Raw genomic sequence first — 13,312 nt, 5'->3', positions numbered from 1 at the left:
ATCGCCTCCCCTACCGGTGCTCCGTTCGTTGCGCCGTGAGGCAGGCGACGAGACGGTCGGGTGCGACGAGGGCGACGGTGCGGATCGCATCGCGGACGGCGCCGGCGACCAGGGACAGGCCGGTTTCGGGTTCGGTCAGGTCGGCGATAGTCCGTTCGACGGTCGGTATCGGGAGTCCGTTGGTGGGGATCACCTTGGTGCGGGTCAGGGGCCCGATCCTCAGGTGCACGCCGGGCAGGCGGGTGACTTTGCGTGCGGGCACGAGGAAGTTGACGCTGTCGGGAAGGAAGTCGCCGATGTGGTGGACGACGGCCGGGATGGCACCGGCGGCGATGGGGGACACTGCGGCTGCGGTGCGGGGCGTTGTCGCCCAGGGACCAGCCAGGTCGTATAGATCGCGGAGCCCAGGTCATGCGGTAGACGCCCGGGCGGGGTGTCTACCGCATGACGGACAGCGGAGCGGTGCCGTCGGTCACGGTCGGTTCTTCCCGTCGGCGGACGCGTTGGTGGTACATCTCATCCTGCCATCGGAAGACCCGACTTTCGCTCACCCCGTGCTACGACCGGGCGTTGACAACCTCACGACTCGCAACCGCTAGTGACTGGGCAGTCAGGCGGCACCGGGTCCGGAGAAGCCACCGATGTGCCATGTCTGGCCGTTCAGGGTGACGAATAGATCGATCCACCCTGCCTCGCGCACATGGTGGTTCCCGTAGTGGTCGTGTTCCACCTGCTTCTCGGCTGACCGATAGGCGTCGAATGTCGCCTGAGGGAAGTTGTCGAAAACGAACGATACCGATTTCGGTGGCACTGGTTGTTCGGCAGGATGGTCGAGAGGAAGCGATTCGTCGCTCGGGCCGGCGAAACCGGACTGATGCACAACATTGCCGTTGGAATCGATACGCCCGACAATGTTCAACCAACCCGCAGGAATTGTTCCGTCGAAGGCGGAGTCAGATTGAGCCTGCTGGATCCGTGTCACCTCGAAAGTCACGTGCGGAAGCGTTTCGAACTCGAAGGTCGCTCGCGAAACGTCTTCTCGGCACTCCTCCAATACAATCGGATTACCCGTGTAGTCGGAAGCCACGAATGACTCGATGCCTCCGAGCGCCGGAGCTGTCGTCGTATTCGGTACGTCGTACCCATTGCGTCGCAGAGTCAGAAGCAACTCCTCCGCGATGGTCTTGACCGAAGCGTAGATTGGCGTCGGCATCGGTTCCGCCGCACCGTCACCGCCACCGGCACGCACCCACCCCGCGCTGTTGGAGTGAACGAGAGCGAAGGTATCTTCATTTAGGCGGTCAATGTGCGCACCGCCGTCCTTGTTTGCCAGCGCGAGAACCAGACCCCGGCGACTGAACTCAGCGCCTTTGCTGTCAATCAGCACGGGCCGCTCCCACCAATCATCGAAACTCACATAGCGCGTCGTGGAAGACTGCTCGATCCCGTCTGCGCTTCTGGCGAGGAAAGTGACTCCATCCCGACCCAAGCCCATGCTCGTGAGGCCGGGGCTCCGGCCGACGATGTTCGGATCCCTGTCGATCACTGGCGCGCTGTCGGCCCAATCGAGTTTGTCTTTCACTTTGAGCTGCGCGAGAAGGCTATGGCTGTTGGAAGTGTCGTGAACCAACACCCTGATGACAAGCGCGATGCGTTTCGCCTCCGACAGATTCCCTAGGTCGAAGGCAGAGCCCGAGCTAGTGAGAAACTGCAGTTGCTCGGACAGGTCATTGTCAAGGTTGCGGTCACGTGGGTGCGGGTTCACCAAGAAAAGATCTCACGTGGTCTCCATGGTCGGCTGGAGGATCGTCCCCCGCGCCAGCGTGTCGCGGCGGAGAGCTTCACCGCAGCCTTCAGTGGCCGACATGAGTTCACCGACACCAGGCAGGAGAACACCTCCGCGATGACACGTCGTGGGAGTGGAGCGCCGAGTCCGCAGGCCATCGGCCGGGACTGCCCAGGCTCTGGTTGACACCTGACACACGTCGGAGACGTGTCGTCTCCCCAGGTCACACCTGGAAGGACTGTGCCGGTGCATCGGTCGGGCAAGGTGAGTTGCCGTATCCGGGCAGAGCGTCGGCGAGGTGTCGAAGAGGGCGGGCGATCCGCGGCGCAGCAAGGTCAGGCGGCCCCCGTCGAGGTGGTTGCCGTCGATCAGGTGGGGATCCCTTGCTTGTGCTCGAGCACGCCCTGCTGCCGGAGCCGGGCGTAGACCGGGTTGACCGGCATCTGGTGGCGGGCTATGCGTGCCCAGACGTCGTCGGTGGTCCAGTTCCAGATCGGCCCGTACGCGGCCGTCCCTCCTCGCGGGTGACGATCCCGTCGAGCCGGCCACCGCGGGTGTAGAAATGCCGGCGGGCCGCGGATTCGTCGGCACGCACACCCCGTGACGCACCAGGCCCGAGCAACGAATGGGCGTGCCGGGCGGGTTCGGTAAATAGCACCCGGTGCAGATCCACCCCCACCCCCCGCGGCCGCGGTGTCGGTGGGGTGGTGTGGTCCCACAGTCCGGAGACGGCGAGCGGGTCGAGTAGTGGCGGGTCGGTGGGGACGCGGTGCAGGTCCAGCCGCCATGCCTGGGCGAGTTCGGTGAGGTAGTCGTCGGTTTCGGGTAGTCGAGTCCGGAGTCGAAGTACACCACCGGCACATCGGGTTCGACCCGGCGGGTGAGGTCGAGGACGACGAGTGAGTCCTTGCCGCCGCGAGGTGCGCTTCGATCCGGGCCGTGATGTCCGCGACGGCTGCCGGTCCGGCCTTCGCCAACGGTGTTCGGAGCCCGCGCAACGTCGCGAGGTTCAGGCCGGGGGCCGGTATCGCCACAGCGATCAGGCTACGGCGCCCACCTCCACGCTTTCACCTGACGGCAAGTCATTCGGCCATATGGGGATTATGGCCTGGGCGCGCCGATCGTCGGCAGCGGTGCTGCGACCTTGGCGGATGCGGCGCCCATGGTCCGTGTGGCCCGTCCCCGGGGGTCGATATTCTGCGGTTGAATGGGCGGTATGGGGTCGTTCGCGGTGGAGCAGCTGTGGCAGGCGTTGTCCGAGAACGAGTTGGCGTTGGTGTGTGTCCGGGGGCCCGCAGTGCGAGTGGGCGTATCTGATGACCGTCGGGGAGAACGGGTCGGGGAAGCTGATCTGGTTGGCCCGGGAGGTCGGTGAGATCGGTGAGCAGTACTCCCACGACACCGGCCACGCCGCAGCGACACCGTTACGTTACCGGGGCTGACCGCGGCGAAGCGGGACGTCGCGTGGGCCGCCTATACCGCCGCGAGGGCGCCCTGGATGCCATCGCGCCTGCGGATCGGGTGGCCGGGTGCGCCCGTTGTGGCTACGCGACAGCGGTGATGCTGAACGCCTCATCGCAGGTTCCTATTGCCGAAATAGTTTGCGGTCTAGTGTCATTCGCGTGATATACACGACATGTCTCAGAGTGGGCCGAATCCAAGGATGTCACTGCCCGGTGTCAGAATTTGACAATGACCGCTTCCCGTGAGGTCGCAGCCCTGGATATCCCCGCAGGTGCTCCGCGCTCGAAGTTCATCCGCTACGTCCGGACCACCGGGAAGGACCACGACCCGCTCTTCCCGATCACCCCGGCCACGAGACCGATGCAAGTGGGCCTGGATCTGCGAACGCTCGGCGCCGACCCCGATGGGTTCCCCACGGTCGTGGACATTCTCCGGCGACCTGAAGTCACCCCGCTACTGTTGGTCCATCGAGATGACGACGCCGGCCTCGCGTCGCGATGGATGACCGCCCTGGAAATCGACGAACTGCATACCATCGGTTACACCGATCGGGCGACCGCGGGACGGATGGCCGATTCTCTCGAGTTCTGGGTAACGACGACGCAGGCCGGCGAGGACGTCGCCAGCCGCCGGTGCGGTTTCTTCGACGCATATGCGCTTCTGGACGAGAACGAGTCCACCGTCGGCGGGCTCACTCAAGATGAGCGGTGGCGCGCGGCTGCCTTGGCATCGACCGCCTTGCAGCTCGGCATCGACACCCTCGTCTCGACCGCACGTACGGTCGGGCGCTCGGACGTCGCCGATAATGACCTCGTGGCCATGATCCGTCCCGAGGAGCTGCCACCGATCTTTGGACACTACCTACGCATGACCGGAAACCTGGTGGTGAAGCAAATCCGGAAGGGTAGGCACACGAAGACGGAGAAGGCGCCATCGGTGGCCGACCTCTACCACCAGGGCATCGACAGCCACCTGCCCTGCCTCGGCCTGGTTAAGTTGACGGCGTCTTTGAAGGGTGACCCTGGCGTGGCGTCCGAGGTCGATTCGATGTTCACACGCCTGCGCCGTGCAGCACGAGCAGTTGACGAATTGCTGGCCGCTCTGTCCCGGACCAACGGACAAGGCGCACCTACCGTGGACACCGTCGAGCACGTCAGTGAGGCGTTCGACCGGGAGTTGCTCTACCTCACCGCCGCATTCGACACCTACGGCCGCCTGTTCCGACGACTTCTCAACCCGAGTGACAACGTCCGCAATGGCCCCCGATCGTTGCACTCGAGTAAATTCATCGAGGAGTACCTCGAACCGAACTACCCCGACGATCGTGCACTCGTCGCGGTGCGAGCGCTGCAGCCCTACGCCTTCACCTGCGCCACCCTGCGCAACCGAATCCATGAATCGGTTCTCCCGACCGGCGCGTACCTCACACGCAGCTACGGCGGCGCGAGCACCGTCGCGATCGACTTGTCCGAAATCGAGAAACTCGAACTCGACCAGGATCACGTGGACCGTCTTGGTGTGTGGATGTCGACACCGCCAGACGCTTTGCACGCACCAGCTCGTCCGGTGAGCGACATGGCGACCACCGCTATCGGATTGCTGATGGCCGGCCTGGAGTACATAGACGCGTTCTCCCGCCTCATCCTGTGCACACCGCCTGCCGCTGCGACGTCGAAGGCGCACGTCTTGTTGGGCGCCGCCCCGGCCGCCCCGGACGTGCAGGTCCCTCAGAGTCCACAGGAACAGTTCTATCGAGACTTCTTCGGGTGGGACCCCGCGATCCGGTCCTCAGCAATCGCGGAGCCGCCCGAGTAGGCGAGGCCCGAAATGACAAGTGTCAGCCGCGGTGTCAACCGTCCCGTTGCGCCGGCCCGGAGCTTCGTAGTCCGGGGCGATCACCCCGGACAAGGCCAATATGGCTAGGGTGCGGTCCGTGTCGGCACCTCGTCCCTATTCGGAACCTTGTTGCCCGAAGCATCTCAAGGATGATGGCGGATCGCCGAGAAGCACATGCCCCACCATCACGGCTGGGATGGCGGGCGGCGAAATTTCGCGGCGCGCCTCGAGTCTGGGCCGCGGCGACCTCACCGGCGCCGCGAATCGAAACTCTTACCGATGGTGAGAGAGCAAGGCAACCCGTCGTTGCACCGAGCAGCATCACGAACTCCCTCGATAACTGGGGACTAGGCAATTCAAGAAGTCGTTTGAGACATGTCGAACTGGCTTCGCCTACTTGGATCAGCCCATTCGTTGAGCATGGAATGCGGCACATAAAGAGAGGAACCCCACGAGCGCAATGACCGAACCGAATTCAGAAATTAGCCCCGACGCCGTCGATGTAGTTGAGAGTCGAGCCCGTGCCGCAAACTGGGATGTGGAGTCCGGTTCAGTGGTAAATGCAGAGGGGGTTGGTGTTCGTAAGACTCCAACCACGTTATTTATCCCGAATGGAAAGGAGAAGCGTCCAGTCCGATTGGATGAAGAAAGGGCGCTTGGTCTTCTGGGTTTCGCGTTTGAGAATTATCGATTCCTGGGCGACTACATTGCGATCAATGATCACAAAAATGCCTACATGGAGGTACTTGTTCGAGGGGCGCGATTTGGAAGCCGTGAAATCCTCGCCCTTCCAGGGATTGAGGTGATGGCACCCGGCGATTCGGGGACCGAAAGCTTGGCCGATGCGGATGACGACGCAGATATCCTTACCGACGATGCTGCGGAGGATATCGTCCCCGGTCGCCGAATCGGCCCCACAGACGACTGGCGCCTGGTTATTGAGGATGGGAGGTGTCAGTGGAGCGCGGAAGTATCACCCGCCTCGGCGCATTTTCTGGCACTGGTTGATGGCCGGGGGGCTCGTATACGCCCCTTTGGCGTCAGAAGCCCGGTGACCGTGAAGCTCCGAGGGCTATCGTCTGTCACTCATGACGCTGCTACTCGGATGCTAGAGGACCACGTCGGTGCGTTGTTGTACGAGATTGATCTGCGCCACAACGTTCTTCTGGAGATGCCGAAGGCGGACCCGTATCGACTCGGAAGAGGGTTCCGTGGGCCGCGATCATATGGAGCATCTGTGGCTCTGCCTCGAGTTCGGTATCCGAGGGAGGCCCTGAGTCTGTACAGCTACGCACGGACCGCTAATTCTTTGCCATTGCTGCAGTTTTTAGCCTACTATCAGGTATTGGAGTTCTTCTTTCCTCACTATTCAAAGAAGGATGCGCTAAAACGTGTTAGGCAAGAGCTACTGGATCCTCGCTTTGATGCAACCGATGAAGCTGATTTGACACGGATCTTGAAGTTAAGTGAAAGCCGGGGTGGTACGTACGGAAAGGAAAGCGACCAGCTCAAGGTTACCGTCGCTAGCATTACGGATGATGCTGCGATCAGAGAATTCATTATGGACGTGCCGGGAATGCTGGAGTGCTTGGGCGACAAAAAGCGGATTAAAAGCGCTTCTTCGATCAATCTTAAAAATGAGAATAATTCGATCGTCGAGCAAATATCGTCCCGAATCTACTCAATTCGGTGCCGAATAGTTCACACAAAGTCAGACGGCGATGACGGATCAACGGAGCTGCTCCTTCCGGGGTCTCGCGAAACTGGACTGCTTGGTCCAGATGTAATTTTGCTGCAGTTCTTGGCGCAGAAGGCGATAGTGGCTGGTGCGACTAAGCTCTAGCCCCCTACCGGTTTCGGGCTCGGCGTGCGTTCGGGCTGGTTGTTCGTTCGGTGAACCGGCATCTCGTTTGGGAGCGAGCTTGCGGGGGTCATCGGTCAACGACCGGCAGTGTTCCTCCCTATCTCACGAAATCGCGGTTGTGAGGAATCACCTTCCCCTCCTTTGGCCGGGATCGACCAGCAGCTGCGCGAGGGCGTCCTGCAGTACAGCGATTGGTCCGCGGCGGTGTTTGATCCGGCCTTTCCAGGTCCAGCAGTATTGCCACCGGCTCTCTGGTGCCGTGCTGGGGTGGTCAACGATGGCGCACACAGATGAAAGCGATAGCTCAGCTGGATCGGAGTTGCTGCTCCTTCTCGGAATGAGCGGTGATCACCGCTGAGGGGGCGACCGCATGCGTCGATCGATGGCCCAGCGCCATCGCAGAGTCCGCGGCGAGTATGCGGATCAGACCGGAGGCCGCCGGACTGGAGGCGACATGCCCGAACACCTCCGGAAATGCCCGCAGCTCGTTGATTGTCATCGAGCTCGCTGCGAGTCTGGCCGTACCGGTCAATAAGAATCCGTCGTGGAAGGTGAACCCGGCGGTCAGAGCTTCGTTCGAGGCCGGGGTCTGCGCCCAGGTCGGCGAGCCTGGCGGCCTCGGAGACATTGGCTTTTGCGGCCCAGGCAGGTTGCGGGCGTCGGGGGCGCTCACAACGGCGCTGGGACGATTCAAGGCCGTCCGGACCGCCTCTAAACTTTGTGTGTGATCGGTAGCTCGGGGGCAAGACGTGGGAGCGTTGCAGGGGCTTCTGGCGACGCGGGAACTGAGTATCGGCGGGGGGTTGCGGCCTACGCGGTGGCATGTGGTTTATCCGGAGTTCCGCTCCCCGGGGTCGAAATTCCACCCGCTTACGGGCTAGTGGCGTCGGTGTCGTTAGAGACAGACGATCCGGTCGACGATGTCAGGATCGATTTCGAGTCAGGTTGGCAGGCATTCGTGCAGGCCAAGCGAAGCTTGAACGCTGGGAAACCGCTCCGCGAGGCGGTTGCCCAGTGGACTCAGGCCGTAAAGGCGGGGTTGGACCCTGGGAAGGATCGCCTGGTGATCGTGGCGGGAACCCTCAGCGGCCCGATGAAAGACCTGCAGCGCGTTCTGAATCGCGGGCGGACCGACCATCCAGGTTCTCCCACGAACAAAGAGGCGAAGGTTTTGTCCGACGTTCGCGGTCTCCTCGGGGATTTGGACGAGACCGAGCGGGATTTAGCCCTGCAGTGCGCGGTGATCTGGGAGTTACGGGTGGAAGAGGTGGACGAGCCCGACTCACAGCAGGCCGTAAGCCACTTGCGTCACGTTGTTGCCGACAGCGCGTACGATTCTGCGCGCCAGGCATGGGACGCTCTGCTTAGACTCTCAGGACGTGCTGCACGGTTGCGCGGAGGGCACGAGCTCGCGGGTTGGCTAGGTGCACTACATGGTGAAGGCATCACGATCAAAGGCGCGGGAGGAACGCCGGCAGCTGTGCTTGAACGCCGGCGGCTGGCAGTAGAGCGATATCGTGCACGCCTAACCCGAGAGGGGACTGAGCTCGACTTACGTACGCTGGGAGCAGAGTTGCCGAGCCTGCCTCTTGAGGAGGCGGACGCGGACGTTCGTGTCAGGTCGGGCAAGGACGATCGGCACGATGGTCGGTTGATTTGGGCTTTCCTTCGCCGTGGCCGCGTCATATTGACCGGGCTTCCAGGTGGTGGGAAATCTATGGCGTTGAAATCGCTAGCAGGTCAGCTGGCTTCGAATCGCGACCTTCCCTTTCCAGTGCGTGCCTCGCTTCGCCTGGTCAATAGTGCGGATGGGGGCACTAGCTTCCGAGATCGGCTAATTGCGGTCGCGGTCCGCGACGATAGTCCAGCAGATCGAGAGATTCTCACTGTCGAGATCAATGACCGGCTGGATCGTGGAGCGGGCATCGCGCTGCTACTCGACTCGCTCGACGAGACCTACGCCCAGCGTGCGAGGGTGGTCAGGGAAATATCTGAGCTGGTTGCTGGTCTGCCGGAGAGCGTGTGCATTCTGTTGGCCACACGAGATGTTGCTTACGGACAAGCCACCACTCTTGGATGGTCGACGTTGCGTCTTCTCCCACCGTCCACTGCTGAGAGTACGGTCTCCGCTGTTCTGGAGGCCGCAGCACTGCGGACCGAGATCGAGGCAATTGAGAGACCCGGTTGGGTTTCCGAGCGCGAGACATGGGTTCAGTCTGCGCTAGAGCAAGACGAACTGTTACGCGAAACCCCGCTCATTCCTGTGTTGTTGGCGCTTCTTGCAGCGCGGCGGTCGACCGAGTCGCTTCCGATGCAACGCGCACGGATTCTTGAAGCCGTCGTCACGGATGTCGTAGCTGGACGTGAGATAGAGCGCGGAGATGGTCGGGCCCTGGGGCCGCTGCCGGGCTATGCACTGAGCACGGCGAGTATGCAGGCATTCGCTGCGGAGGCTACGGCGATCCTGAATGGTCAGGGGCACGTCGTCGCAGCGATGGTCGTCGACGCCGTTGCTGGTGCCCTTCGTGATCCCTGGGGTTTGACGTCGGCTCAGGCGACGGTCGCGGCGCGGGAAGCCGTGCGCCTATTCGACGAGACCGGAATTTTTGTCCTGTCCGGGGCCGACGAGTCCGTTGCTCCCCGGATCGCGTTGTTCGCGGAGATCGGAGATGCGATGCGAATTGCCTCGCGCCCGGACGAAATCCCGGAATGGGTGGACGCACGGATTTCAGGCCAGCAGTTTGAACCCCTGGTTCTTGCTTGCATACTCGACACAGCGGTGGTGTCGGCCGTATTTAACTGCCTTCAGGAGAACCCATATAGCGATAGGCTGGCAACGGTACTGGTTCAGGCGTTCAGGGACGGAGCCGAACTCGACGATGAAATGATTCGGCAGGTCTGCGAATGCTTGATCGCTCACATAGCCGAGGGCACGTCCGAGGGGTGGCAGAGCTGGGAGGCTCTCCTAGCTCTCCCTATTCCGGCCGAGCTTCGTGCATCTGCTGAGGCGGCCGCAGCGCATTATGGTCGCGAGCGCAGCATCGTTGCTCATGCGTCGATGGAGCTCCTATTCCACGCAGGAGGCCACGGCGTTGAGAATCCCGAGGTGCTGACCGAAGTGCTTGCTCTGCAGTCGTTGCCGCACGAATCGTCGTGGGGTGTAAGCGCCATACTCGATCTACGATCCTGGATCACGGACAGTACGTTGACGACGACGCAGAAGAAGGCCGCAGAACTGCTGCTGGACGAGGTTCCGCAAACTGCGCCCCTGGTTGTTGCATGCGCTCTGGAAGCTCCGAGCGGGCTTCAAAAATCTCTGATCCAGCTCCTTGCCGAACGGGGATTCGACGATGAGGCACAGACGATCCGCGATTCGGTCGCACAGACGCTTGAGAACAAGCTTCCGTCGTGGAGGCCCGACTACGACGACTCCGTCTACGCTCACTTTCTCCGACTCGTCGCCGACCACCCAACGACCGAGCTATCGATCACCCAGGCAATCCGTGTCGATGACCTGGCAGACTTTCTCGCAACTTTAGAAATGAATGATGGTGGGGTGGTTCGCCTCCACGAGAAGTCGGACGACTTTCTCAGGGATCTCATTGCGTTGACAGCATCCCTGTACAAATTCGATCAAACAGTTCTTAGTGCTCAAGCGGAGATCGTACTGGCGCGGATGGAGCACTGGACAAGCAATGACCCCTACTTCGCATTGTTCGACAACGCACAGGAACGTTCAGGTCCTGATTGGTCAACAGTGAGTGATCGCGAGGCGGCCGCATGGTTGCTCGTACGCTTGTTTGCACTCGGCCCTGGCCAGTCGCGTTACGCGGCGAGAACCCTGTGGGAGGCTCCCATCGCGCAGGAGGCGGCGCCGGTGTTGAGGTCTTCGCTGACTGTGCTTGCACGCAGTCCCAGACATCTGCATATGGCTGCGGCGACGTTGGCGTCGCTTGAATCAGGGCCCGAACCTGACTGCTGGGTGCAGAGCGATGACCCGGTGCTACGGGCCGTGGCGGCACTAACTATCCGGCCGATAAGCGGAGACGCTGTCAGTGACCAGCTCAGAGCGCTGCTGAACGACCCTGACGGTCACGTCCAAGAGGCAGCGATCAAACACATCAACGCCGCGAAGCCGTCGGACTTGATAGAGCTACTTGATGAGGTGGTCAACCGGCCAAACCCGGGGTGGATGTGTTTGAGTTGTCGGACCGTAAACCAACCTCCGGGCCAGACATCGTGCACGAACGACCAGTGCTCACGTGGAGGAGCGAATCCAGCGAAGCTTGCGAGCATGTTCCTTGAGGGTCACACCTCGGATGGGCTTTCGGTGTTGGGATGACGCGGGGATCGCGGACCGTCGTCGGCGGGCGGTGATCGCCGCGACCGCATCGGGGTGACTGGCGGCTGGTTTCGGCCCGCGTGCTGGGACAATCGTCCCAGCACCGAACACCGAGCATCCCCGCCCAAACGAGCGAAGTTGACGAACGAAAGTGCTGTCGCAACCGGGGTATTTGACTCAGCGCGTCGCTTGGCGGACCAACGGCCGCCGGTCCCCGGTCCGGAGACCGCCGGCGGGGACCAGCGAGCCAGGATGGCAGCGCGGCTCACGGATGGCCCCTGCTCGGGTAGCTTGGGACCAGATCCTGCAGGACGGACGACCGCTCGTCGTCGCCGCACGGTTCGAATGCGGTGACGTTCTTGTCGGTGCAGGTCCCGCCGACGGCGGCGCGGGCGATCGTGGACACAGAGGCGGAGGCGCTGAACGCCCTTCTGACGGTGATAGGACCGGATCGGGAGCTTTGGGGGACGAAACCGGACCCGCTCGCCCCGGGGTGGCCCGCCTGGGACCTGGGAAACCGCCCTCTGGGCGCTACCGGGGATCGGCGATACGAAAGCGACGAAGTTGATTGCCCGCAAATGTCCTCGGCTATACCCGATCTTCGCGTGGATGGACGGGGTAGAACCGCGGCCTCGGAGAGCTCTTTGACCTGGGGAGATGACACGTCCCGGACTGAGGGTCGGAGGTGCCGCCGAAAAGGGGTTGTTCGGCTGCCGGTGGGCGTGTGGTCGGCTTACCGTGATCGCATGGGGGTTCGCGACCGTCGTGGATACCGTGTGGAGGAGGGGCGATGACTGCGAAGTTCGAGCTGTTCAAGGACGCGGCGGGCAAGTTCCGGTTCCATCTGAAGGCGGCTAACGGGGAGATCATCGCGGCGAGTCAGGGTTACTCCTCGAAGGCGGTGGCTCAGAACGGGATTGCGTCGATCAAGGACAATGCCGCATCCGCTCCCACTGAGGATTTGACCTGACCTCTGATGGTCCCGGTGGCGTCGATGAGGCGACGACCCCGGCGGGGTCGGGGCGGGGTTGGCGGATTTCGCTGGGGGTGTGCGCGGGTCTGCTGCTGGGGTTCTTCTGTTATCTGCCGGCGGTGCTGCTGTGGCAGCACTACGGGGATGTTCCGCAGCCGAGGGTGTATCCGCATGGCTCATTCACTTCGTTCGGGTCGGATCCGCCGCCGGCTTCGTATTGGGTGAGTTGGGCGGGACCAGTGGTTGTGGTGGTGGTGTGCGGGTTGATGACGGTTCCGTGGCGGCCTGCCCGGCAGTTCGCTCTGCTGTTGGTGGGTGTGTTCGTGCCGATGGCGGCGTGGTTCTTCATGTCGATGGAGTTGTTTTTCACCCCCGACTGAACCGCCGGCGAAGCGCTGAATCTGTTTGGTTTGACGGCGGCCCGCACCCGACTTCCGGGGTGCGGGCCGTGTGCTGTGTGGGACCGTAACGGTGCTGTGACCTGGTGTGATGACATGTCCCCGGTTTGTGATGTTGGGGGTGCCGGCGACTTGTTCGGGGGAGTGCCGGCGTCGGGGTGACGGCGGGAGAGCGGGTGTCTGTTTCGCCCGATTTTGAGCCTTTTTGAAAGTTGTTGAATAGCAATGTGTTTGGGTAATCATTTGGTGAATAAGTCTTTAGGCGCGGTATGCACAAATAATAGCTTGTAAGGTTCGTAATCTGTTATTAATCAACAGTTTTGGGTGTTTCGGGTTTTTCGACTGGTTTTGGGTTGCGTTGAGGGTGGGGTGGTACGCTGTGGGTATGACATGGAGCGGCGCGGGAAGGCGAGTGGGCGGCGGGTTGGGCGCACTTGCCCGCTTCCTTAGCTTCGTTGGGGCGTGGGGGACCGGATCGAACGGGACGAGTAAAAGCGAAGGTGAGAAATCTAATCTCGGAAACCCAGAGGAGCGAAGCGACTCGATCGACGGCAACGGGAATGGACCCACTGCGAGCCGCGCAGCGGCTCCCTGGTGGGGAGCGAAGCGACCCGCCCCGTCTCCCGGTGCGGAGCACCGGGAGCAGCGC

10 protein-coding genes are annotated in these 13,312 nt (G+C 62.1%); 7 read left to right on the top strand and 3 right to left on the bottom strand.

The features are described 5' to 3' along the window. Nucleotides 1-10 precede the first annotated feature (10 nt). A complete protein-coding gene (locus ACLIVD_RS36980) occupies nucleotides 11-343 on the bottom strand; it encodes a hypothetical protein (RefSeq protein WP_491932994.1) in 333 nt (110 codons plus the stop codon). A 267-nt stretch (nucleotides 344-610) separates the two neighbouring features. Further along, nucleotides 611-1,768: a hypothetical protein gene (locus ACLIVD_RS36975; protein WP_491932993.1), complete on the bottom strand. Its 1,158-nt coding sequence runs from the start codon at nucleotides 1,766-1,768 to the stop codon at nucleotides 611-613. A 1,334-nt stretch (nucleotides 1,769-3,102) separates the two neighbouring features. Here ACLIVD_RS36975 and ACLIVD_RS36970 point away from each other — a divergent pair. The 3 genes from ACLIVD_RS36970 (at nucleotide 3,103) to ACLIVD_RS36960 (ending at nucleotide 6,929) form a co-directional block, all read left to right on the top strand. Next, nucleotides 3,103-3,228 carry a hypothetical protein gene (locus ACLIVD_RS36970; RefSeq protein ID WP_491932992.1) on the top strand — a complete coding sequence of 42 codons (126 nt, stop codon included), beginning with the start codon at nucleotides 3,103-3,105 and terminating at the stop codon, nucleotides 3,226-3,228. A 250-nt stretch (nucleotides 3,229-3,478) separates the two neighbouring features. Continuing rightward, the gene (locus ACLIVD_RS36965) at nucleotides 3,479-5,065 is read left to right on the top strand and encodes a hypothetical protein (RefSeq protein WP_491932991.1); all 1,587 of its coding nucleotides are present in this window, start codon (nucleotides 3,479-3,481) and stop codon (nucleotides 5,063-5,065) included. 481 nt (nucleotides 5,066-5,546) lie between these two features. Further along, nucleotides 5,547-6,929: a hypothetical protein gene (locus tag ACLIVD_RS36960; RefSeq protein ID WP_491932990.1), complete on the top strand. Its 1,383-nt coding sequence runs from the start codon at nucleotides 5,547-5,549 to the stop codon at nucleotides 6,927-6,929. Nucleotides 6,930-7,254: 325 nt separating this feature from the next. Here the strand turns inward: ACLIVD_RS36960 and ACLIVD_RS36955 are convergent, their stop codons facing one another. Further along, nucleotides 7,255-7,449: a hypothetical protein gene (locus ACLIVD_RS36955; protein ID WP_491932989.1), complete on the bottom strand. Its 195-nt coding sequence runs from the start codon at nucleotides 7,447-7,449 to the stop codon at nucleotides 7,255-7,257. Between the two features lie 564 nt (nucleotides 7,450-8,013). Here ACLIVD_RS36955 and ACLIVD_RS36950 point away from each other — a divergent pair. The 4 genes from ACLIVD_RS36950 to ACLIVD_RS36935 all read left to right on the top strand — a co-directional run bounded on the left by ACLIVD_RS36950 (nucleotide 8,014) and on the right by ACLIVD_RS36935 (nucleotide 12,645). Beyond that, the gene (locus tag ACLIVD_RS36950; RefSeq protein WP_491932988.1) at nucleotides 8,014-11,292 is read left to right on the top strand and encodes an NACHT domain-containing protein; all 3,279 of its coding nucleotides are present in this window, start codon (nucleotides 8,014-8,016) and stop codon (nucleotides 11,290-11,292) included. 350 nt (nucleotides 11,293-11,642) lie between these two features. After that, the gene (locus tag ACLIVD_RS36945; protein WP_491932987.1) at nucleotides 11,643-12,086 is read left to right on the top strand and encodes a DUF6308 family protein; all 444 of its coding nucleotides are present in this window, start codon (nucleotides 11,643-11,645) and stop codon (nucleotides 12,084-12,086) included. Next, complete coding sequence (locus ACLIVD_RS36940) at nucleotides 12,083-12,262, top strand: YegP family protein (RefSeq protein WP_491932986.1); 180 nt, start codon at nucleotides 12,083-12,085, stop codon at nucleotides 12,260-12,262. Before ACLIVD_RS36945 ends, ACLIVD_RS36940 begins: the two co-directional genes overlap by 4 nt. Before the next feature lie 77 nt (nucleotides 12,263-12,339). Then, nucleotides 12,340-12,645, top strand: coding sequence for a hypothetical protein (locus ACLIVD_RS36935; RefSeq protein WP_491932985.1), 306 nt, complete (start codon nucleotides 12,340-12,342; stop codon nucleotides 12,643-12,645). Nucleotides 12,646-13,312: the final 667 nt, after the last annotated feature.

It is taken from the genome of Rhodococcus sp. G6(2025), assembly GCF_058628105.1.
The sequence above is the reverse complement of the archived record's forward strand: the minus strand, read 5'-3'. Positions and strand labels throughout refer to the sequence as shown.